Below are 20,136 nucleotides of genomic sequence, written 5' to 3'. Positions count from 1 at the left end.
GGCATGGGCTTGGAACGGGGCGGGGGCATCAGCCGCCAGTGTCACTTAAACGACGAAGGTTGTCACCCCAGCGGGCGCATGACTTATTACACTCCTGGTTACCTACTTTCATTTTCCTTTTTGCTGGCCATGAACGCTCCCTTGCCGAATACCGCAACGGTCCCTGGCGCCGCCACCCCCGCCGTGCCCGCCGCTTCCAACGCCACCGCCTTCAAGGTACTGGGCGCGATCAGCGTGGCGCACTTGATGAACGACATGATCCAGTCGATCCTGTTGGCCATCTATCCGATGCTGAAGGACTCGTTCGCGCTGAGCTTCAGCCAGATCGGCTTTATCACGCTGACTTACCAGATCGCGGCGTCGCTGTTGCAGCCCTGCGTGGGCCTGTACACCGACAAGCGGCCCCTGCCGTATTCCTTGCCGGTGGGCATGGGCTTCACGCTGGTGGGCCTGCTGCTGCTGTCGGTGGCGCCGTCCTATCCCTACATTCTGCTGGCGGCGATCCTGGTAGGTACGGGATCGTCGGTGTTCCATCCGGAATCCTCGCGGGTCGCGCGGATGGCCTCCGGCGGGCGGCATGGGCTGGCGCAGTCCTTGTTCCAGGTCGGCGGCAACGTGGGTTCCGCGATGGGTCCCTTGCTGGCGGCCCTGCTCATCATTCCGCACGGGCAGGGCAGCGTGGCCTGGTTTTCGCTGGCGGCCTTGTTCGGGATGCTGGTGCTGGTGGGGGTGGGGCGCTGGTACGCCGGCAACCGCTGGCGCCTGAAACCCAAGGTCCGCGCCGCCGGCGGCCCGCCGCCCCTGAGCCGCGGACGCGTGGCGGCGACGCTGGGCGTGCTGGCGGTGCTGATTTTCTCCAAGTACTTCTACCTGGCCAGCCTGAACAGCTACTTCACCTTCTACTTGATGGATAAGTTCGACCTGACGGTGCGGTCGGCGCAGCTTTATCTGTTCATCTTCCTGGCCGCGGTGGCGGTGGGCACGGTGGCCGGCGGGCCCATAGGCGATCGCGTCGGCCGCAAGGCGGTGATCTGGACGTCGATACTGGGCGTGGCGCCTTTCACGCTGGCGCTGCCGTACGCGAATCTGTTCTGGACCGGCGTGCTGGTGGCGATCATCGGCCTGATCCTGGCGTCCGCATTCGCCGCCATCGTGGTGTATGCCCAGGAGCTGGTGCCCGGCAAGGTCGGGACCATCGCCGGCCTGTTCTTCGGTTTCGCGTTCGGCATGGGCGGGGTGGGCGCCGCCGTGCTGGGACATATCGCCGATATCACCAGCATCGCGTTCGTCTACAAGCTGTGCTCGTTCCTGCCCTTCCTGGGAATGATGGCGATATTCCTGCCGGACATGGAGCGGGGGAACCGGCCCGCGAAGGCGTGACGGCAGGCGGCGATGATGCCGCCGCGGTGGCGCGGTGGCGCGGCCAGGTCGCCGTCACGCCGGGACGGGCGTGACGGCTTGGTCCCGGTCAGTCGCCCTCAAGGCTTGAGGTGCTGCACGAAGAACTTTTCCATGGCTTCGTAGAACTCGAACTTGTTCTCGTCGTTGTGGAAGCCGTGCCCTTCGTTTTCCTTGACCATGTACTCCACTTCCACGCCGCGCGCCCGCAGGGCTTCGACGACCTGGTCGCTTTCGGCCTTGTTCACGCGCGGATCCTTGGCGCCCTGCGCGATGAACAGGGGTGTCTTGATCCGGTCGACGTGCAGGGCCGGCGAGGTCGCCTTCAACCGCTCCTGGTCCTTCTCCGGATTGCCGACCATGTCATACATTTTTTCCAGCAGCGGTTTCCAGTAAGGCGGAATCGTGTTCATGAAGGTAAACAGATTGGACACGCCCACGTAGTCCACCGCGGCGGCGTAGAGATCCGGCGTGAAGGTGATACCCGCCAGCGTCGCATAGCCGCCATAACTGCCGCCGTAGATGCCGATGCCCTTGGGATCGGCGATCCCCTGCGATATCAGCCACTGGACGCCATCGGTGATGTCGTCCTGCATGGCCAGGCCCCATTGGCCGAAGCTGGCTTCCCAGAACTTGCGTCCGTAGCCCGTCGACCCGCGGAAGTTGATCTGCAGCACGCCGAAGCCGCGGTTCGCCAGGAATTGGGCTTCCGCGTTATAGCCCCAGCTGTCGCGTGCCCACGGGCCGCCATGGGGGTTGACGATGACGGGCAGCCCGCGCGGTTCACGGCCCACCGGCAGCGTCAGATACCCGTGCAGCGTCAGCCCGTCGCGGCTCTGGAAGCTGATGGGCTGGACCGGCGCCATGTCGGCTTCCGGCAAGGCCGGATTGATGTCGGCCAGCTTGACCAGGGTGTCGCTCTTGACGTCGTAGACGTAGCGCGAACCCGGCGTACGGTCGTTGTAGGCGGCAACGATGAATTTGTCTTCGTCGCGGGTTTCGCCTTGCAGCGCGAACTCATAACCCTGCAGCTGCTCGCCCAATTTGCGATAGATGGCCTCGATCTGCATGTCGAAGAACTTGCGCTGCGGCTTGTCGGTTTCATAGGTCGCCACCGTCAGCACCTTGCGGCGCCGCGAGTAGCCGACGCCGCCCAGATCGGCCTTGCGCGGATCGAACAGCATTTCCTCGGCGTCGGGCCGGGCGGGGTCGATGCGCACCAGCGCCAGCGTATCGCGGCCGCGGTTGCTCAGCGCATAGAGCTGCTTGTCGTCGAAAGTGAACAGCACCGGGCTGACGCTGGTGCGATAGTCCGTGGTGATCAATGGACGGAAAGGCTGTTCCTCGTCGTCGCGGTACAGCAGCGTCGTGTTCAGGCCATCGCTGGTCAGCGCGGCGCGCACCTTGCCCGCGTGGTCGGTCTGCCAGCCCACCACGTTGCCGGGGTTCTCCGCCACGCGCACCGATTCGCCGGTGTGCACATTGACGCGATATACGTCGAAAACCTGCGGATCGCGGTGGTTGTGGCCGATCAGGATGTGGTCCGGATCGTCTTCCAGATCGTCTTCGATGCCGGCGCGTACCTGTTCAAACGGGGTCAGGTCCAGGACCTTGCCGCTGTGCACATTCACCGCCAGGACGTGGAAATTCTCGTCGCCGCCGAAATCCTTGGCGTACAGGATCGTGTCCGAGCCCTTCCACACATAGCTGCTGATGTCGCGCGCCGACTCGTTGGTGATTTTGCGCGGTTCGCCCACCGGCGTCGCGCCTTGCAGGGGCTGCACGAAGATATTCATGCGCGGGGCCTGGCCGTCCACGCTGACGGGGCGCATGAAGGAGATCATCGCGCCGTCGTCCGAAAGCCGGAAGAAGCCGCGCTCGGGATTGCGGAAGAAGTCTTTCAGGGGATATTGCCGCGGGGTGGCGGCCGGCGCGCCGGGCGCCGCGCCTATCAGGGCCGCGGCCAGCAGGGTGCGCGTCATGAGTTTGAACAATGCGGTCTCCTTTTGAGTCGCCGTGTGATCCGGTCGCGCGGTGTGCGCGCAGTGCGTTCGATGATGCCACGCGACGCGGGGCCATGTCGAACCGGTGCGGCCGGCTAGGTGCGGCCGGCCAGGTGCGGCCGGCCAGGTGCGGCCGGCAGGCGGGACGGGGGGCGGCCGGATGAGGGATAATTGCGCCTCCTTGATCGGAGGACCTATGTTCAGGATATTCGCCGCGGCCGCCACGCTGGCCATCGGCCTGGCCGGATGCACGCTCGGTATCGCGCCCGGCCGCGAATCGCCGTCCGGCGATTACAAAATCGCGGTCAATTACCAGTCGGCCTATAACGTCGCCAAGGCCCAGGCTGAACAATGCCTGACCGGCAAGTCGGCCTACCGGGTGGTGGGCAATCTGGATACCGTGGGCCGCAAGGGCCAGGTGAAGGTGCTGGCGCCGTTCACCGACAACAATATCGCGCTGGTCAATCTATCGGCCATCGACGACGGCAATACCGATGTGCATATCGAGATGTGGGGCGAGGGCATCTGGAACGCCGACGCGGTGATCGCGATGCGCGACGCCATCCAGTTCCAGATCCCGGCCTGCGTGTCGTATATGCCCAGCGATCCCACGGTCAAGGGCAAGCCCAAGCGTTAATCGGTTCCGATTCGCGCCGGCTGTCCCGCGTCGGGCTTGGGACGGACGATGCGGAAGGTTCCGGAAGCCTTGCAGACGACCTCGCCATCGGCGTTGCGGATCTCGCCTTCGCAGAAGGCGATCGACCGGCCGCGTTTCAGGCAGCGCGCCTCGATGACCAGATCGCCGTTCGCGGGCGAAAAGAAACTCGTGGTCATGTCTATGGTGGCCATGCTGATGCCCGGCTCCAGGTCGGCGCGGGCGGCGGCGCTCAGCGTGAAGTCAAGTACGCTCATCAGCGTACCGCCGTGCACGTCGCCACGGCTGTTGGTAAGCTGCACGCGCCACGGCAGGCGGGTGCGCGCCAGCCCCGGTTCGATATGGTCGGGCAACAGGCCCAGGTATTCCATCAGCGGGATGTGGGCGCCGAAGTAGTCGGTGCCGGTGTTCGGGTTATCGCGGTGCTTCGTTTCCATAAGCCGTCGGTTTGCAGTTGATCATCACCATGCGCAAAATCGTACACATCGACATGGACGCTTTCTACGCGTCCGTCGAACAGCGCGACGATCCCAAGCTGCGGGGCCTGCCTGTCGTGGTGGCCTGGAAAGGTCCGCGTTCGGTCGTGTGCGCGGCGTCGTATGAAGCGCGCCAGTTCGGCGTGCATTCGGCGATGTCGGTGGCGCGAGCGCTGCGCCTGTGTCCGCAGGCGATTTACGTTGCGCCGGATTTTACGCGGTATCGCGAGGTTTCCCGGCAGGTGCGGGAGATCTTCGTTCGCCACACGGACATTGTGGAGCCGCTGTCGCTGGACGAGGCCTATCTGGACGTGACGTCCAACAAGCTGGCGCTGCCTTCGGCCACCGAGGTCGCGCAGACGATCCGCCGCCAGATCCGTGAGGAAACCGGGCTGACGGCGTCGGCCGGCGTGGCGCCCAACAAATTCCTGGCCAAGATCGCCTCGGATTGGAATAAGCCGGACGGCATTTTCGTGGTGCGGCCGCGCGACGTGATGGCTTTCCTGCGCCCGCTGCCGGTGCGCAAGGTGCCGGGGGTGGGCAAGGTAACGCAGGCCAGGATGGAGGAGCTGGGCATTCTGACCGTGGGCGATCTGGAGCTGCGCCCGGTGGACGAACTGGAGCATTACTTCGGCCGTTATGGGCGGCGCTTGCACGAACTGGCGCATGGCATCGACGAACGCGCGGTGGAGGCCGACCAGGTGGCGCAGCAGGTCAGCGCCGAAACCACGTTCGAAACCGATTTGCGGCTGGAAGAGCTTGGGGAAGCCATCGGCCGGCTGGCCGAGCGTGTATGGGAGCAGGCCTCGCGCAAGCGCGGCATAGGCCGGACGATCACGCTGAAACTGAAGACCGATCGTTTCCGCCTGCTGACCCGCAGCCATACGCTGCCCGGCGCGCCGGCCTCGGCGCAGGCGCTGGCCGAGATGGCCAGGCAGCTGCGCGGGCGGGTGGAGCTGCCGCCTTCGACGCGCTACCGGCTGGTGGGGGTAGGGATGAGCAATTTCCCGGACGGCGAGGATATCGCGCGGCAAGTCGATCTGTTCGAGGGTGGGTGATGGGCCCACCCCCGAAGCGCTGCGCGCTTCCCCCTCAAGGGGGCGACGCTGGAGGACCGGCGGAGCCGGATCCTCGGCGTCCCCGATCGGGCGGCACCTGTGCGCTGCGCGGCGGGGCACTTTTTTATGCAGTGGTTCCGATAGCCGGCGCGCAGGGGCTGCGGCGTGGTCAGGCCAGGCGGCTCTTGACTTGCTGCGATACGGCCGACATGTCGGCCTTGCCGGCCAGCGCCGGCTTCAGGATCGCCATGATCTTGCCCATGGCGGCGGGGCCGGTGACGCCCTGCTTGTTGACTTCTTCCATGGCGGCCGCGATGGCGGCGTCGATTTCGGCCGGCGTGGCGGCCTGAGGCAAGAACTCCTGCAGCACGGCCAGTTCGGCCTTTTCCTGTTCCGCGGTCTCGGTGCGGCCCGCCTGTTCGAAGGCGGCGATGGACTCGCGTCGCTGCTTTACCTGCTTTTCGATGATGGCGGTGATTTCGGCGTCGCCCAGTTCACGGCGTTCGTCGACTTCTTTCTGCTTGACCGCCGCGGACAGGAAGCGCAGCGTGCCCAGGCGCGCCGTGGCCTTGGCGCGCATGGCGTCCTTGATGGCGGCGGCCAAGTTGTCTTTGAGCGAGGAAGTGCTCATGGGGAAACCTCTTGCTGATAGGTAATGACGGTGAACGGCGCGGCACCCGTATTATGACGCGGCCGCGCGTCCCCCGCGGGCAAACGCCGCTTCTTATTTGACCGTGGCCAGGTCGCCTCGCAGCGCCACGCCCGCGATCACGCCGCCGGCATGGCACTCGTACTTGGCGGGATCGCTGTGGACGTTCTTCTTGTAGTAGCTGACGATGTTGATCACCGCGTTGGCGCCGGCCTTCTTGGCCGCTTCCTGCAGCGAGATCAGGGCGGACTGCGCGGCCCAGTCGCAGGCTTTTTCGTCGCTCTTGCCGAAGGCGTTGGTCTTGCGGTTGGTGACGACATTGGCTTCCAGCACCTTGCCGGAAGGGCCGGTGCCGGCCAGGTAGAACTTCACGCTGCCATCGAGTTTGCCTGCTTCGGTGGCGTTCTTGACTGCCTCCTGGAACGATTGCATGACCGTGCGATCGGCGGCGTGCGCGGCGGGCGCGCAGGCCAGCGCCAGGGCCAGGCACGCCAGGGATTTCAGGCTCGGGGACATCGGCAAAGCTCCTTTGCGGTTGGAAAAACGTTAGCGCCAGCGGCGGAAGATCAAGGACGTGTTGATGCCGCCGAAGGCGAAGTTGTTGTTCATGACGTATTCGCTGGACAGCGTGCGGCCTTGACCGCGCAAGTAGTCCAGCGTGCCGCAGCGCGGATCGACCTGCTCCAGGTTGAGCGTGGGTGCATACCAGTCGCTGTTCATCATCTCGATGCTGAACCAGGATTCCAAGGCGCCGCAGGCGCCCAGCGTGTGTCCCAGATAGCTTTTCTGCGAACTGATGGCCATGTCCGGTCCGAAGACCGCCTGGGTGGCCAGGGTTTCGGCGATATCGCCCTGTTCCGTGGCGGTGCCGTGACCATTCACATAGCCGACCGCCGACGGCGGCAGATCGGCGTCGCGCAGGGCCATTTCCATGGCCACCTGCATGGTGGCGGCTTCCGGCCGCGTGATGTGGGTGCCGTCGGAATTGCAGCCGAAGCCGACGATCTCGGCATGGATGCGGGCGCCGCGCGCCAGCGCGTGGTCCAGGTCTTCCAGGACCAGCATGCCGGCGCCTTCGCCGACCACCAGGCCGTCGCGCGCGCTGTCGTAGGGGCGCGGCGTGCGGTCGGGCGTGTCGTTGCGCTGGCTGGTGGCGTACAGCGCATCGAAGACCAGGGCCTCGCTGGGGCAGAGTTCCTCCGCGCCACCGGCCAGCATCAGGGTCTGGCGTCCGTAGCGGATGGCTTCATAGGCGTAGCCGATGCCCTGGCTGCCCGAGGTGCAGGCGCTGGATGTCGGGATGATGCGGCCCTTCAGGCCGAAGAAAATGCCGATATTGGCCGCGGTGGTGTGCGGCATCATGCGCACGTAGGAATTCGCGCTGAGGTCGTCGGTGACGCCGTTCAACAGCATATTGCCGAAGGCCTTGATCTCCGCCGTGCTGCCGGTGGATGAACCGCAGGCCACGCCCATGCGGCCGTCGGCGATGGCCGGATCGTCCAGCAGGCCGGCGTCGGCCAGCGCCATTTCGGCGCTGCGCACGGATAGCTGCGATACCCGTCCCATGCTGCGCAGCTGCTTGCGCGTCCAATGCGCGGGCGGCGCGAAGTCATGCACGGGGCCGGCCAGGCGCGTGCCCATTTCCGCGTAGCGTTCCCATTCCGGCATGTACTGGATGGCGTTGCGGCCGGCCTCGAACGCCGTGCGCACGGTCAGCCAGTCGGTGCCCAATGCGCAGATGCCGGCCATGCCGGTGACGACGACGCGCTTCATCAGCAGAGTCCTCCGTTAACGCCCAGTACCTGCCGCGTAATGTAGGCGGCGGCGGGGGACAGGAAGAACGCCACCGCGGCGGCGACTTCGTCGGGCGTGCCCATGCGCGCGGCGGGGACTGCTTTCAGGATTTCATCCACGGGAACGTTGTCGTCGATCATGTCGGTATCGATCAGGCCGGGCGCCACGCAGTTGACGGTGATGCGCCGCTTGGCCAGCTCCACGGCCAGGGCCTTGGCCGCGCCGATCAGGCCGGCCTTGGAGGCGCTGTAGTTGACCTGCCCGCGGTTGCCGACGATGCCGGATACCGAGGTCAGGCAGACGATACGCCCCGGCGCGCGGCGGCGGATCATGGGCATCACCACGGGATGCATCACGTTGTAGAAACCGTCCAGGTTGGTGCGCAATACATCGTCCCAATCGTCGCCGCTGAGCGCGGGGAAGGCGCCGTCGCGCGTGAGGCCGGCGTTGAGCACGACACCGTAATAGGCGCCGTGCGCCTCCATGTCGGCGTTCAGCGCCGCGGCGGCCTGGGCGCGGTCGCGCACGTCGAATTGCAGCACGCGGGCGGGCTGGCCGAGTTCCCGCGCGGCTTCGCACACGGCGTCGGCTTCCTCGCGCCGCGAACGGCAATGGATGATGGGGGCATAGCCGGCGCGCGCCAGGGTCAGGGCGATGGCCCGGCCGATGCCGCGGCTGGAGCCGGTCACCAGTACCGGCAGGCCCTGGGTGTCCGGAGCGGGGGCGGGAGCATGTGCGGCGTCTGTCATGGCGCGGAATCGCGGTTCGCGGACGGAGAGCGCGAGGAAGCCGTGGCGGTTCCGGCAGCCCTTCCGTCCAAGGTGAGTGGATCGCCAGCCGTCGTGGCGCCGGGCGGTACGTCCGCGCCGGTCGCGTCGGGGGCCGGCTCGCGGGTAAAGGCGCCGGCATCGGCGGGTTGGTAGACATTCAGCCGGGCGGAAGCCAGCAACCGCGCATCGGCGCGCAGTTCGCATTCGAATACGCCCATGCCGGCCGCATCCCGCAGGGATTGCGCGACATGGATGGTCAGCCGGGTGCCGGCCGCGAAACCCCGCACATGGCATTCGTAGCGGCGCGTGCCCAGCAGAAAGCCCAGGCCGACCTGCTGGCCGTGGTGCCGCGCCTGGCAGCCTGCCCACGCGCCCACGGCCTGGGCCATGATTTCCAGGCCCATCCACGGCGGCAGGCTGCCGTCGGCGTTGCTGTAGAGGCCATCCGGCTTTACCACGGCAGTGGCGCGCAGCGTTTCTTCATCCCAGTCGTCCACGGTGTCGATCAGGATGGCATCGCCGGAGTGCGGCACCAACTGCGCCACGGGCCAGGGGCAGGCGGTCATGGGCCGACCCCCAGGATCAGGCTGGCATTGCTGCCGCCGAAGGCGAAGGAATTGCTCATTGCCGTGCGCGGTTTGCCGGCGGGCAATCGCCGCCCGGGCGCGGTCAGGTCCAGCACGGGCAGCGCGGGATCGGCGGCGCCGTCCCAGCGCTGGGGCGGCAGGCGGCCGGCCAGGCAGGTGTCGGCGACCACGGCCCAGCACAGCGCGGCCTCGATGGCGCCGGCCGCCGCCAGGGTGTGGCCGGTCAGCGGCTTGGTTGATGCGCAGGCCACGCCTTGCGGGAAAACCGCGTCGACCGCCTTGCTTTCCATCGCATCGTTGTGCTGCGTGGCGGTGCCGTGCAGATTGAGCCAGCCGATGTCGGCGGGCGCCAGCCCGGCGTCGGCCAGGGCGGCGCGCATGGCCTGCGCCGCGCCCGCCCCGGTGGGATCGGGCGCCGACATATGCCAGGCGTCGGAGCTGCCGCCGCCGCCCAGCAGGGCCACGGCCGCGCCGTCGGGACGTTGCCGCTGCATCAGGAACAAGGCCGCGCCTTCACCGATGTTGATGCCATCGCGATGCACGGAGAACGGATTGCAGGTCCCCTGCGACAGGGCTTCCAGGGCCGCGAAGCCGTTGATCGTCAGCGGGCAGAGCGTATCGACGCCGCCGCAGATCACGGCGTCGCAGGCGTTGCGCGCCAGCAGGCGCTTGGCGGTCAGCAGCGCCCGCGCGCTGGACGTGCAGGCGGTCGACAGGGTATAGGCCGGACCCGCTACGCCCAGCCAATCGGCCAGGAAGGCGGCGGGCGATGCCAGGGCCTGGCGCCGATAGTCGTATTCCGGTGGCCAGGCGCCGTCGCGCTCCAGTACCCGGTAGGCATGGGCGTTCTCGTTGACGCCGGAGGTGCTGGTCCCCAGCACGATACCGATGCGCAGTGCGCCGAATTCCGCGATGGCGCCGCGCAGCGCGGGTTCGATCTGCAAGGCGGCGTCCATCAGCAGGCGGTTGTTGCGGCTGTCGTAGTGGTCCGGCATATCCGGCGGCAGGTCGGGCAGGCCGGCCGGCGCCACGCCCAGGACGATGCAGCGGCCCGCTATCCAGCCGTCCCGCGGCTGCATGCCGGCGCTGTCGCCCTGCAGCGCCGCGGCGGCCACCGCATCGATGCCGCGTCCCAATGCGCAGACGATGCCGGGCGTTCCGAGCCAGGCCGTCATGGCGTTTCCTTCAGCGGTTCGACACGCCAAATCGTGCCGCCGCCGGTGGTAATCGCGAAGGTGTCGGCGGGAGCGCCGGGCTGCCACACGACGCGCCAACGTACGTTGCAGTCGTCCTCCATGACGCGTTCACGGCCGCCTTCGGCGGTGGCGGCCTGGCGCCAATCCCTGCCGGCATAGGCGCCAGCCAGGGAGGATTGCGGCGTCCAGGCGAACAGGATGGCGGAAAACATGTCGCTGGCCTGGGCGTTGGGCCGCATGAAGCCGTCGTTGCGCCATTTGCCGTCCTGCAGGATCTGCCGCGCCATCGGCATGCCCAGCGGATCGAACATCGACCACCGTGTGGCATCGGGTCCTTCCGCCTGCACGACCAGCAGGGCGTCCTGCCGCGCCTGGCCGGGCGACTGCAGGCTGACGTGGACGCGGCGCGGCAGGCCGAGATCGGCCTGCGCGACCGGCGTGGGCGGTACGCTCGCACACCCGGCAAGCCACAGCGTCGCCACAATGGGCAGGGTGGCAAGCAGGCGGCGGCGGGAGGTTCGGAGTAGCGTCATGGGTAAAGCTTATGCGGCATTCGGCAGCCGGCAGATCTCCGCCAGCGTGCGCAGGCGGCGCGCATGCTCGGCGACGAAAGGGTTGTTCCTGTCCCAGGCATAGCCGGCCAGGATAGATGAAATCATGCGGCGGATGTCCGGCTGCGCGCGTTCATAGAACACGACATCGCGGAAGGCGCCGGTGTACCAGCCTTCCACATAGGTGCGGAAGGTTTCGACGCCCACCATCAGCGGATCGGCGAACTCGCGCTGCCAATCGACGGTCGCGCCGCCCAGTTGCCGATGCAGGGCGTCGGCCGCCAGCTTGGATGAATGCAGTGCGATGGTCACCCCGGATGAAAAGACCGGATCGAGAAATTCCGCCGCATTGCCCAGCAGCGCGAAACCCGGGCCGTGCAGCGATGTCACGCTGGCGGAATAGCCGCCTATCGTATTGGCGGGCGTGTCCCACACGGCATGGGCCAGCAGGCGCTTCAGGCTGGGCGCGCCGTCGACCAGCTCGCGCAGCCGCGCCATGGGATCGGCGGCTTCACCGATCAGCTCCGCGCTGCCCACCACGCCCAGCGAACAGCGGCCGTTGGAGAAGGGTATGGTCCAGAACCATATGTCGGGCTGCTCGGGATGCACGCTGATCAGGATCTTCTGGCGATCGAAGCCGGCGTCGTCGATACGGTCTTCGATATGGGTGAACAGGGCCTTGCGTGGCGGCAGGCCGCTGGGACGTTCCAGGTCCAGCAGCCGCGCCAGGACGCGGCCGTAGCCGCTGGCGTCCAGCACGAAGCGCGCCGATATCCGGCGGATGGGCGCATCCGCCACGCCGGCCGCGCGCACCGACAGCAGCGGCCTGCCGTCCGCCCGTTGCGCGCCGGAGAAATCCGCCGCGACCACTTCCTGTTCGTACCGCACCTCCGCGCCCTGGCGCGCGGCCTCGTCGGCCAGGATCTGGTCGAAGCGGGAACGCAGCACCTGATAGGTCGTGCCGGGACCCGGCGAGAATTTGTCGCGGAAATCGAAGGCCGTGTAGCGCTCGCCCCAGGCGAAGGCGGCGCCGTTCTTTTCCTGGAAGCCGGCGGCGCGCACCGCCGGCAGCATGCCGGCTTCGTCGATGAATTCGATGCAATGCGCCAGCAGGCTTTCGCCGATGGAAAAGCGTGGAAAGCGCTGCCGTTCCAGCACCAGCACATCATGCCCATGGCGACGCAGCAGGCCGGCGGCCACCGCGCCGGCGGGGCCGGCCCCGATGATGACGATTTCTCGGTTTTCCACGGTATGCCTTAGTTATGCTTTGTTGTAGGGAGGGCGGGAGCCGGCCGCGGCGGGANGGGCGGGCTCGTGCCCGGCGCCGGCGCCCGGGCGCACCCATGGCGCCCACAGGACGCAGAACGCCACGCCTATGCCCACCGACAGGCCGAAGTTCGAAATGGCCGGCGTGCTGCTGAAGGCCAGCAATCCGAAGGACAGCATGGTCGTGGCGGCGGCCAGCACGATGCCGACGAAGCTGGCGGCGGCGCCCGCCACGCGTTCGTACATGACGATGGCGTAATCCAGGCCGATCGCGGAAACCAGCAGCAGTCCGAACAGGCTGAATAGCGTCAGCGGCTGCCCGAGCAGGCCCAGCGCGCCCAGCGTGCACGCCGTGGCGGCCAGCGGCACGGCCAGCAGCCGCCACGTGGCGGAGCGGCCCAGCGTCAGCCACAGCAGCACGCCGGCGACCAGATAGGACAGCAGCTTGAGTTCAGCGGCGCGTATGCGGGTCTGGGCGAAGGTCTCGTTCAGCTGCCCGGTGCGATCGACGAAGCTCACGCCTTCCAGCCCCTGGGCGGCGGCCGCGGCGGCGCGGGTATCGTGCAGGCCCTGCAGCGCCACGATGGCCGCCACCTGGCCATGGTCCTGGCCCAGCCATAGCATGCTGCGCGTCTGTCCCAGCGGGCCGCGCAACACGCTTTCCACCGTGACCGGTTCCTGCGCGGCCAGCGCATCCACCTGTTGCAGCACGGCCTGCGCCGGAATGCCGACCGCTTCGAAAGAAGGCAGCAGGCGGGCGCGCCAGTTGGGATCGCGCATCGCATCGAGCAGGGCGCGCTGCGCGCCCTCCGGCGCGACCAGCTGGTTCAGCGATAGATAGCTGTCCAGCGACTTCGCCTGCACCAGCTTGTCCAGCCGGCCGTCCAATGCGTTCTGCCGTTCCCACAGCGCATTGGCATCGGCGGCGCGCACCAGGTAGTACTGGCTGGTCGCCTCGATGCCGGTGATGCGGCGGATCTGCAAGGCCTGTTGCACCAGCGGGCCGGGCAAGGACAGCCACTGGCGCAGATCGTCCTGGATGCGCAGATGCAGGACACCGGCCAGGCATAGCAGCGCCACGCCGGTCGCCAGCCAGGGCAGCGTCGGACGCCGCCCGCTCCAGCGTGCCAGCCGTTGCAGCAGCCCATGCGACAGGCTGCCCAGCGGCATGAAAGGGCGCGGCTGCCAGCCGCGCAGCCAGTTCGGCAATTCGCAGACCGTGCATGCATAGGCGCCCAGCAGGCCCGCGGCGGAGAACACCGCGGTTTGGGTCAGGGCCGGGAAGGGGGTGAAGACCAGCGCCAGATAGCCGACCAGCGTCACGGCCAGGCTGATGGTCAGCCCCGGCAGCACGCGGTGCAGCGCGGGCCAGGGCTGCCAGTCCGGCATGCCGTAGCGCTTGGCCAGCAGGTGCATGGGGAAATCGATGGCGATGCCGATCAGGCTGGCGCCTATCACCAGGGTCAGGACGTGGATGGTGCCGAACAAGGCCACGCAGGCGACCACGCCGCACAGCATGCCCACCGCCACCGGCAGGAAGGCCAGCAGGGAACGCAGGCCGCGCATGGTAAGCAGCAGCACCGCGATGATGCCGAGTATCGCCATGGCGCTGATCCAGGTGCTTTCGCCGACGGCGCGGGCGCGGCCTTCGGCCGCATAGAGCGGCCCGCCCGTCACCAGCATCTGTCCGCCGTCCTTGACGATGGAAGCGCGCGTTTCGTCGACCAGCCGCGCGACCTCTCCGGGCGACGCGGCGTCGAAGGCGTTGCCGCTGGTCTGCGCGCGCACCAGTACCCAATCCTTGTCGCCGTCATGGGCGATCAGGGTGCCGCTGACCAGGTCCAGCTGTACCGTGCCCAGCGTGCGCATCCCGCGTTCGGCGGCGTGCGCCAGACCCAGCAGGTCGTCATTGGCCGGCACCAGCCCCGTCGACGAAAAGGGATCGGCCAGTTCGCGCACCCGCCGCGCGGCGTAGGCCGCCGGGTCCTTGATCAGGGTTTCGCGCGCGCGCGGCGGCAGCAGCGCCAGCGGCTGCGACAAGAGCTGCTGGCGCACCGCGTCGATGTTGACATCGGCGTCCACCTGTACGTCGGTGAACAGCCCGCTGTGCCGCCACAAATGGCCCATGCCGCGCGCCAGCTCGATCGCGCGTTCGCGGTCGCCGGCGCTGACCAGCGCGACGATCTGCCGTTGCAGCGGTTCCTGGATACGGTCGTCCGCGCGCTGGCGCAGCGCGTCGCCTTGCGCCGTGGGCACCAGGTCCAGCAGGCTGGACGATACCGGCCAGCCGTGACGGCACTCCCACAGGCCCAGGCAGACCACCAGGGCCAGGGCGATACGGAACAACAGGGTCAGGCGCCGTTCGCGCGCCACGCGCCGTTCAGGGGTTGAAATCACGGCGCTCATCGTCGTTCAGCTTGGTATCGGCCCGCGTGTTCTTCATTTCCATGACGGTCTTGTCGCCCTGGGTCTCGCGCAGTTCGATGCGCTGGACCAGCTTGCCGCCGGAAATCCGGATGTCGGTAAAGATCTGCTTGAGCAGGGCGGACTTGGGCGTCATGACCAATTGCCAATCGCCGGCGGAGCCGCTCAGCGCCATGTCGAAGTTGTCCTGCAGCGATTGCGTATCGCCGCTCAGCACGGTCAGGAACATGCGCGTTTCGCGGCCGGCGCCCACGGCCTGCGGCAGGGCCTGCCATTTGCCGCCGTCGTCGCGGCGGAAGACGGCGCTGGGCGTCAGCAGCAGGTCCTGGTGCAGCGGGGCGCGCAGCTCCCACAACAAGCCGTCTTCGGTGGACAGGGTGAACAGGCCGGTGCTGGTCAGCGGCTGCGGCAGCGAGCGCAGGAATTTCTGCTGCACGAACTGCCCGCGCACGACCGGCGCGTCGCGCAACTGCGTTTGCAGGGCGGCCAGGTCGAAGGCCCAGGCCGGCGCGGCGCCGGCGGCCAGCAATACGGCGGCGGCGAGGCGACGGCCCCAGCGGAGTGCGCGCCGCATCATGCCAGCACCTTGCGCACGGCGTCCAGCAGAGGGGCGGGCGAGACCAGCTGCATTTCGCGATTGTCCATGCGGACGGCCACCTGCACGGAGCTGGCACGCGTCAGGCGCGTGCCATCCCCGGCGTCGGTAATGAGGTAATGAATCTTCAATCGGTTCTCCCACTCCACCAGTTCGGCGCGCACTGTCAGGCGCTGGCCGAATACGGCGGGGTTCATATAGCGCAATTGCAGATCGATGACCGGCCAGGCATAGCCCGAGGCCAGCATGGCGTCATACCCGTAGCCGATGGCGTCGAGCAGCGCGCAGCGCGCCTGCTCCAGGTATTTCACGTAGTGGCCATGCCAGACCACGTTCATCGAATCCACGTCGAAGAAGGGCACCGTCACGGCGGTCTCCACGGCATAGACACCGCGCTTACGCATGACGCCTCCAGAATGGATAGAAATTGAACCACTGCTGCGGCGCGTCGCGGCATTCCGCCGCCAGGCGGTCGGCGTAGCGCTGCGCCCAATGGCGCACGCCTTCCTCGCGCCGGCGGCGTTGCAGCTCGACGCGGTCGGCCAGGCGTTCCAGCGTGATGCGGTAGCGGCCGTCGATCTTGGTGCAGAACAGCAGGTTCACCGGACATTTCAACAACGCCGCCAGCAGCCACGGTCCTTGCGGAAAGGCCGCGGGCGCGCCCAGGAAGTCGGCCTCGACCGTGCGGCCGCCGCGCACCGGCACGCGGTCGCCGGCGATGGCCAGCCATTCGCCGCGCTCGATCCGCTCGTTCAGCTGCAGCATGATGGCGGCATCCAGCTCCGTGACCTGGATCAGGCGCAGGCGGCTGGCGCCGGCCTGCGCCAGCAACTGATTGAAGGATTCGGCATGGCGCGTGTGCACCAGGACGTTCATCGTCAGCAGGCCGCTGCGTTCCACCAGCGCGCGGCAGACTTCCAGGTTGCCCAGGTGCGAGCCCACCAGGATTTGTCCGCGGCCCGTCCGCATCTGCGCATGCAACTGGTCGGGATCGCGGATGACGACGTCGCCCGCCGTCAGGCGGCCCTGCCAGACGTCCAGCTTGTCCAGGATGGCGTCGGCGAAGGCCTGGAACTGGCCGTACACGGGCCGGCGCGCCGGCAGGGCCTGCGCCGCGTCGGCCTGGCGCAGGCGCCGCTGGTATTCGGCGATGCTGCGGCGCGCGGACGGGCTGAAGCAGTAGAAGTAAAAAACGATCAGCGCCAGCACCGGCCGCAGCGCGCGCCGGCCGAACGCGCGCGCCGCCCACGCCGTCAGGCGCATCAGGAAGGGCGCGCCGCGTTCGCGTTCGGCGGCCCAGTGGCGGGCGGGGGGACTGGTCATGCTTTTGGGTTTCTGAACTTGCGGGCCAGCAGGCCCGGCGCACGTGGCAGCATGCCAAAAAAAAGCCTGGCGTGCATGGCGCTGATGCGCACATTGTCGCGCAGCCCCTGGAAGTGGGACACGCCGCCGGCCGGATAGATTACGCGCGTGGGGCGCCATACCATCGGCACCCCGCGCCAATGCAGCAGCACCAGCACGGCGATGTCGAAGTCCATGCGATGCCCGGGATCGCGGCGTTCCAGCAAGGCCAGCGTGGGCGCCAGCGGATAGACGCGGAAGCCGCACATCGCGTCGGGTATCGCGGTGGACAGCGTATTGATCCACACCCAAACGCGGGTCAGCCAGCGGCCGTACAGCCGGCTGCGCGGCGCGTCGTCGCCATAGGCGGGCGATCCGCCCACCAGGGCGTCGGGGTGGGCCTGCGACGCGCGCACCATCTCCGGAATATCGTCCAGGGCATGCTGGCCATCGGCGTCTATCTGCAAGGCATGCGTATAGCCCTGGCTGCCGGCGTGGCGCAGGCCGTCCTGCACGGCGCGCCCCTTGCCGCCGTTGCCGGCGCGGCGCACCAGCATCGCCTTGCCGGCGGCGGCCAGGGCGTCCAGGCGCGCCGCGCAGGCGGGCGCCGAACCGTCGTCCACCAGGATGCAGGGGATGCCGTACGCGCGGACGCGGTCGACCACCGCGCCCACCGTGTCGCCATGGTTGTAGACGGGGATGACGGCGCACATGCGGTGCGGCCGCTGATCGACGCCGGTCATGATGGCGTTCCCGTCGTGGCCGGGGCGCCGGTCAGGATGCGGCCCGACGAGCAGGGCTGGCCCGACGACCGGTATTCGAAGTACAGCTTGGCCCGCGCCGGCTGCCAGGTAAGCGTCAATTCCAATGGGTCGCCAGGACGCGCCAGACGTTGGAATTTCAGCACCTCCATGCCGTGGAAGCGCAGGTCCGGCCCCATCGGCGTGGCGCCATGCCGGCGCGCCAGATCCATCGCCCATTCGATCTGCGCCACGCCCGGGACGACCGGCATATCGGCGAAATGGCCATTGAAATGCGCCAGGTCCAGCGGCACTTCCATGCTTAGCCGCAGCTCACGCCCGCCTTCGGCGGTTTCCGCCGCCGACAGCAAATGCGCATCGGGTGAACGCGGGCGGATCGCGGCCGCGGCGAAAACATCCTGCGGCAGCTTGCCCTGGGCATTCCAGGGCAGTTCGCGCAGCAGGCGCCAATGGCGCGGTACGCCCAGAGGCGGAACGGCGGCCGCCATGTGGGCGCGCAAGGCCTCCACCAGCGCCTTGCGGCCGTGGTTGCGCAGCATGTGGATGCCGGACGGCGCCAGCGACACCAGGGCGGTCAGGCGCGGCGTGCCGGCGACTATGCCGAGCCGCGCTTCGCGGACATGGGGATGCTCCATCAGCCGCGCTTCCAGCTCCGGCAGCGCGATGCGCTTTTCCTCGATCTTGACGATGCGATCCAGGCGGCCGTGCAGGACGAAACCGGCCCCGGCCGGCGCGGCCGCATCCGCCGTCATGTAGCGATCGGCGTCGTCCAGCCATGGGGATCGCACCCACAAAGCGCCATCGGCGATGCCCGTCGTCACGCCCGGCAGCGCCTGCCAGGCATCGCCGCCGCGGCGGTATGCGACCGCGCCGGTTTCGGAGCTGCCATAGATCTCGATGGGACGGCAACCCAGCCGGTCGGCCAGCATGTCGGACACCGCGCCGGGCAGCGGTCCGCCCGCCGAGAATATCTGCGTGATGCCGCCCGCCAGCGCGGGCCAGTCCAGCTTTTCGCCCAGGCGCTTCAGCAGCGCGGGGCTGGCGATCCACGCGAACGATGCGTGCGCCAGGCTGGCCTGTTGCAGGGCTTCGGGGAAGGCGAGCTGCGCCCGGCCGATCACGCGTCCCGCGGCCAGCGGCCACAATACGCGGAAAGGCAGGCCGTACATATGCTGCGCGCTGACGCTGCCCAGCACGCAGGCGGGCCGCGCCGACCAGGCCCACGACTGTTCGAATGCGGTGATCTCCGCGATCAGCTGGGACCAGCGCTTATGTATTTGCTTGGGCTGTCCGCTGGAGCCCGACGTGCACAGCACGACGCCGCCGTCATGCGGATCCAGCACGCAGGCGGGCAGGGGCGCCGCGGCATCGGCCATGGCGGACAGGGAGTGGCGCCGGCTTTCCGCGACGGGCAGCGTCGCCAGGTCGGTCAGCCACAGGTCCACCCGCGAGTCGATCGGCGCGCACGAGGCCGGCCGCGCGTCGCCGGCCAGGTTGGCGACCACGCCGGCGCGCCAGCAGGCGAACAGGGCGATCGCCAGCATGGCGGCGTCATCGAACCACAGTCCCGCCTGACGGGCGCCTCGCGCCCGCAGCCCGGCCGCCGCCGCCAGTACCTGGCGCACGAAGGCATCATGGGTAAGCCGGGGTTCCCGCGCGTAGAGCACGTCCGGGCGCGCGCCCGTCAACAGCCCGGTGGGGTCCATCCACGTCATGGCGCGCGTTCTCAACGGCCGTCGCGCGCGACGGCGCGTGCATCCATGGCCTGGACCGGCACCGGCGCAGCGGCTTGTTTACCGGGCGCCGGCCGCACCAGCCACTCGCCCGCCATCAGCAGGCCGATCAGTACGTAGCTGATGACGCCGTTGTACAAGGTCCACCAATGCCAGGGCGCCCACAGCGATAGCGCCGCGGACGTCAGTCCATTCAAAGCGAAGAAAGCGGCCCAGACCTGCGTGACGCGCCGGGTATAGGCCACGGCATGGGGCGGCAGCTCGGGATGGCGCAGCCGCGCGAAGCGCTCCACGACCGGCATGCCGCGCCACAGGCTGGACGCGAACACAGCGAACATGGCGGCATTGACCAGGACCGGGTAGCCGCGCAGCCAGCGGGCGTCATCCAAAAACACGACGATCGCGCAAAACGCCGTCACGATCGCCGGCAGCAGCCAGCCGCCCGCCACCCGCTTGCGATCGGCCAGCGCGCGCGCCAGCCACAAGCCCGCCAAGGGCAGCAGCAGCCACCGCGCGGCGCCGTTCTGCAGGTTCGCGTGCACGAAGAAGGGGTAGGCCACGCCGGCCAGGAGCAGGGCGATCGCGAGGACGGCCCGCGTCATGCGGCCGATTCCCGCTGCTGCTGCAATTGTTTCTGTTGCTCCCATACGGCGTCGACCACGTCCTGCACGGTGCGCACGGTGCGGAAGTTTTCGGCGGCCAGCTTGTATCCGGTCACGCGCTTGATGTGATCGAGCAGGTCGATGGCGTCGATGCTGTCGATCTCCAGGTCGGTGTACAGATGCGCCTGAGGCACGACGCGTTCCGCCGGAATTTCGAATAATTCCACCAGGGCTTCGCGCAGGACGCTGAAGATGTCTTCCCGGGTTTGCATAACAC

Annotated in this window: 20 protein-coding genes; 3 read left to right on the top strand and 17 right to left on the bottom strand. The window is 68.1% G+C overall.

Translation table 11 applies throughout. The annotated features are described in order from the left end of the window. Window positions 1-129: 129 nt before the first annotated feature. Window positions 130-1,380 carry an MFS transporter gene (locus tag ACNA0R_RS12920; protein WP_415826393.1) on the top strand — a complete coding sequence of 417 codons (1,251 nt, stop codon included), beginning with the start codon at window positions 130-132 and terminating at the stop codon, window positions 1,378-1,380. A gap of 98 nt (window positions 1,381-1,478) precedes the next feature. On the opposite strand, the gene ACNA0R_RS12915 is transcribed toward ACNA0R_RS12920, so the two are convergent. Next, complete coding sequence (locus tag ACNA0R_RS12915) at window positions 1,479-3,380, bottom strand: alpha/beta hydrolase family protein (protein WP_415826416.1); 1,902 nt, start codon at window positions 3,378-3,380, stop codon at window positions 1,479-1,481. Window positions 3,381-3,597: 217 nt separating this feature from the next. Between ACNA0R_RS12915 and ACNA0R_RS12910 the strand changes: the two genes are divergently transcribed. Next, on the top strand, window positions 3,598-4,038 hold the full coding sequence (locus ACNA0R_RS12910) for a BPTD_2524 family lipoprotein (RefSeq protein WP_415826392.1): 441 nt from the start codon (window positions 3,598-3,600) through the stop codon (window positions 4,036-4,038). Here ACNA0R_RS12910 and ACNA0R_RS12905 read toward each other — a convergent pair. Next, window positions 4,035-4,493, bottom strand: coding sequence for a PaaI family thioesterase (locus ACNA0R_RS12905; RefSeq protein WP_415826391.1), 459 nt, complete (start codon window positions 4,491-4,493; stop codon window positions 4,035-4,037). The two genes, ACNA0R_RS12910 and ACNA0R_RS12905, sit on opposite strands and share 4 nt — an antisense overlap. A 29-nt stretch (window positions 4,494-4,522) precedes the next feature. Between ACNA0R_RS12905 and dinB the strand changes: the two genes are divergently transcribed. Beyond that, window positions 4,523-5,590, top strand: a complete 1,068-nt coding sequence (gene dinB, locus ACNA0R_RS12900; RefSeq protein WP_415826390.1) for a DNA polymerase IV — start codon at window positions 4,523-4,525, stop codon at window positions 5,588-5,590. Between the two features lie 169 nt (window positions 5,591-5,759). On the opposite strand, the gene ACNA0R_RS12895 is transcribed toward dinB, so the two are convergent. The 15 genes from ACNA0R_RS12895 to ACNA0R_RS12825 all read right to left on the bottom strand — a co-directional run bounded on the left by ACNA0R_RS12895 (window position 5,760) and on the right by ACNA0R_RS12825 (window position 20,131). Next, complete coding sequence (locus ACNA0R_RS12895) at window positions 5,760-6,221, bottom strand: GatB/YqeY domain-containing protein (RefSeq protein WP_415826389.1); 462 nt, start codon at window positions 6,219-6,221, stop codon at window positions 5,760-5,762. Between the two features lie 93 nt (window positions 6,222-6,314). After that, on the bottom strand, window positions 6,315-6,755 hold the full coding sequence (locus tag ACNA0R_RS12890) for an excinuclease (RefSeq protein ID WP_415826388.1): 441 nt from the start codon (window positions 6,753-6,755) through the stop codon (window positions 6,315-6,317). A 30-nt stretch (window positions 6,756-6,785) separates the two neighbouring features. Further along, window positions 6,786-8,012: a beta-ketoacyl-ACP synthase gene (locus tag ACNA0R_RS12885; RefSeq protein WP_415826387.1), complete on the bottom strand. Its 1,227-nt coding sequence runs from the start codon at window positions 8,010-8,012 to the stop codon at window positions 6,786-6,788. After that, window positions 8,012-8,782, bottom strand: a complete 771-nt coding sequence (gene fabG / locus ACNA0R_RS12880; protein WP_415826386.1) for a 3-oxoacyl-ACP reductase FabG — start codon at window positions 8,780-8,782, stop codon at window positions 8,012-8,014. The genes ACNA0R_RS12885 and fabG overlap by 1 nt, the downstream gene beginning before the upstream one ends. After that, entirely contained in the window at window positions 8,779-9,369 is a 591-nt protein-coding gene (locus tag ACNA0R_RS12875; RefSeq protein ID WP_415826385.1) for an ApeP family dehydratase, read from the bottom strand. Before ACNA0R_RS12875 ends, fabG begins: the two co-directional genes overlap by 4 nt. Further along, the gene (locus tag ACNA0R_RS12870) at window positions 9,366-10,565 is read right to left on the bottom strand and encodes a beta-ketoacyl-ACP synthase (RefSeq protein ID WP_415826384.1); all 1,200 of its coding nucleotides are present in this window, start codon (window positions 10,563-10,565) and stop codon (window positions 9,366-9,368) included. The genes ACNA0R_RS12875 and ACNA0R_RS12870 overlap by 4 nt, the downstream gene beginning before the upstream one ends. Further along, on the bottom strand, window positions 10,562-11,119 hold the full coding sequence (locus ACNA0R_RS12865) for a hypothetical protein (protein ID WP_415826383.1): 558 nt from the start codon (window positions 11,117-11,119) through the stop codon (window positions 10,562-10,564). Before ACNA0R_RS12865 ends, ACNA0R_RS12870 begins: the two co-directional genes overlap by 4 nt. 9 nt (window positions 11,120-11,128) lie before the next feature. After that, entirely contained in the window at window positions 11,129-12,385 is a 1,257-nt protein-coding gene (locus ACNA0R_RS12860; protein ID WP_415826382.1) for an NAD(P)/FAD-dependent oxidoreductase, read from the bottom strand. 2,398 nt (window positions 12,386-14,783) lie between these two features. After that, entirely contained in the window at window positions 14,784-15,404 is a 621-nt protein-coding gene (locus ACNA0R_RS12855; RefSeq protein ID WP_415826381.1) for an outer membrane lipoprotein carrier protein LolA, read from the bottom strand. Next, window positions 15,401-15,826: an acyl-CoA thioesterase gene (locus ACNA0R_RS12850; protein ID WP_415826380.1), complete on the bottom strand. Its 426-nt coding sequence runs from the start codon at window positions 15,824-15,826 to the stop codon at window positions 15,401-15,403. Before ACNA0R_RS12850 ends, ACNA0R_RS12855 begins: the two co-directional genes overlap by 4 nt. Then, window positions 15,819-16,745, bottom strand: a complete 927-nt coding sequence (locus ACNA0R_RS12845; protein WP_415826379.1) for an LpxL/LpxP family acyltransferase — start codon at window positions 16,743-16,745, stop codon at window positions 15,819-15,821. Before ACNA0R_RS12845 ends, ACNA0R_RS12850 begins: the two co-directional genes overlap by 8 nt. After that, the gene (locus tag ACNA0R_RS12840) at window positions 16,742-17,506 is read right to left on the bottom strand and encodes a glycosyltransferase family 2 protein (RefSeq protein WP_415826378.1); all 765 of its coding nucleotides are present in this window, start codon (window positions 17,504-17,506) and stop codon (window positions 16,742-16,744) included. The genes ACNA0R_RS12845 and ACNA0R_RS12840 overlap by 4 nt, the downstream gene beginning before the upstream one ends. Then, window positions 17,503-19,239 (bottom strand): AMP-binding protein, encoded by a 1,737-nt coding sequence (locus ACNA0R_RS12835; RefSeq protein WP_415826377.1) that lies wholly within the window; start codon window positions 19,237-19,239, stop codon window positions 17,503-17,505. Before ACNA0R_RS12835 ends, ACNA0R_RS12840 begins: the two co-directional genes overlap by 4 nt. A gap of 11 nt (window positions 19,240-19,250) precedes the next feature. Continuing rightward, a complete protein-coding gene (locus ACNA0R_RS12830; RefSeq protein WP_415826376.1) occupies window positions 19,251-19,859 on the bottom strand; it encodes a COG4648 family protein in 609 nt (202 codons plus the stop codon). Further along, window positions 19,856-20,131 (bottom strand): acyl carrier protein, encoded by a 276-nt coding sequence (locus ACNA0R_RS12825; RefSeq protein ID WP_415826375.1) that lies wholly within the window; start codon window positions 20,129-20,131, stop codon window positions 19,856-19,858. The genes ACNA0R_RS12830 and ACNA0R_RS12825 overlap by 4 nt, the downstream gene beginning before the upstream one ends. Window positions 20,132-20,136: the final 5 nt, after the last annotated feature.

It is taken from the genome of Bordetella sputigena, assembly GCF_965137885.1.
Classification (GTDB): Bacteria; Pseudomonadota; Gammaproteobacteria; order Burkholderiales; family Burkholderiaceae_B; genus Bordetella_C; species Bordetella_C sputigena.
This window is presented reverse-complemented; position numbering and strand designations above follow the sequence as displayed.

What these genes read in the sequence shown, in the direction of transcription:
- ACNA0R_RS12850 (WP_415826380.1), bottom strand. Translation starts at nt 15,826, where the DNA reads ATGCGTAAGCGCGGTGTCTATGCCGTGGAGACCGCCGTGACGGTGCCC.
- ACNA0R_RS12855 (WP_415826381.1), bottom strand. Translation starts at nt 15,404, where the DNA reads ATGATGCGGCGCGCACTCCGCTGGGGCCGTCGCCTCGCCGCCGCCGTA.
- ACNA0R_RS12865 (WP_415826383.1), bottom strand. Translation starts at nt 11,119, where the DNA reads ATGACGCTACTCCGAACCTCCCGCCGCCGCCTGCTTGCCACCCTGCCC.
- ACNA0R_RS12835 (WP_415826377.1), bottom strand. Translation starts at nt 19,239, where the DNA reads ATGACGTGGATGGACCCCACCGGGCTGTTGACGGGCGCGCGCCCGGAC.
- ACNA0R_RS12825 (WP_415826375.1), bottom strand. Translation starts at nt 20,131, where the DNA reads ATGCAAACCCGGGAAGACATCTTCAGCGTCCTGCGCGAAGCCCTGGTG.
- ACNA0R_RS12915 (WP_415826416.1), bottom strand. Translation starts at nt 3,380, where the DNA reads ATGACGCGCACCCTGCTGGCCGCGGCCCTGATAGGCGCGGCGCCCGGC.
- fabG (WP_415826386.1), bottom strand. Translation starts at nt 8,782, where the DNA reads ATGACAGACGCCGCACATGCTCCCGCCCCCGCTCCGGACACCCAGGGC.
- ACNA0R_RS12870 (WP_415826384.1), bottom strand. Translation starts at nt 10,565, where the DNA reads ATGACGGCCTGGCTCGGAACGCCCGGCATCGTCTGCGCATTGGGACGC.
- ACNA0R_RS12885 (WP_415826387.1), bottom strand. Translation starts at nt 8,012, where the DNA reads ATGAAGCGCGTCGTCGTCACCGGCATGGCCGGCATCTGCGCATTGGGC.
- ACNA0R_RS12830 (WP_415826376.1), bottom strand. Translation starts at nt 19,859, where the DNA reads ATGACGCGGGCCGTCCTCGCGATCGCCCTGCTCCTGGCCGGCGTGGCC.
- ACNA0R_RS12845 (WP_415826379.1), bottom strand. Translation starts at nt 16,745, where the DNA reads ATGACCAGTCCCCCCGCCCGCCACTGGGCCGCCGAACGCGAACGCGGC.
- ACNA0R_RS12920 (WP_415826393.1), top strand. Translation starts at nt 130, where the DNA reads ATGAACGCTCCCTTGCCGAATACCGCAACGGTCCCTGGCGCCGCCACC.
- ACNA0R_RS12890 (WP_415826388.1), bottom strand. Translation starts at nt 6,755, where the DNA reads ATGTCCCCGAGCCTGAAATCCCTGGCGTGCCTGGCCCTGGCGCTGGCC.
- ACNA0R_RS12840 (WP_415826378.1), bottom strand. Translation starts at nt 17,506, where the DNA reads ATGACCGGCGTCGATCAGCGGCCGCACCGCATGTGCGCCGTCATCCCC.
- dinB (WP_415826390.1), top strand. Translation starts at nt 4,523, where the DNA reads ATGCGCAAAATCGTACACATCGACATGGACGCTTTCTACGCGTCCGTC.
- ACNA0R_RS12875 (WP_415826385.1), bottom strand. Translation starts at nt 9,369, where the DNA reads ATGACCGCCTGCCCCTGGCCCGTGGCGCAGTTGGTGCCGCACTCCGGC.
- ACNA0R_RS12895 (WP_415826389.1), bottom strand. Translation starts at nt 6,221, where the DNA reads ATGAGCACTTCCTCGCTCAAAGACAACTTGGCCGCCGCCATCAAGGAC.
- ACNA0R_RS12910 (WP_415826392.1), top strand. Translation starts at nt 3,598, where the DNA reads ATGTTCAGGATATTCGCCGCGGCCGCCACGCTGGCCATCGGCCTGGCC.
- ACNA0R_RS12905 (WP_415826391.1), bottom strand. Translation starts at nt 4,493, where the DNA reads ATGGAAACGAAGCACCGCGATAACCCGAACACCGGCACCGACTACTTC.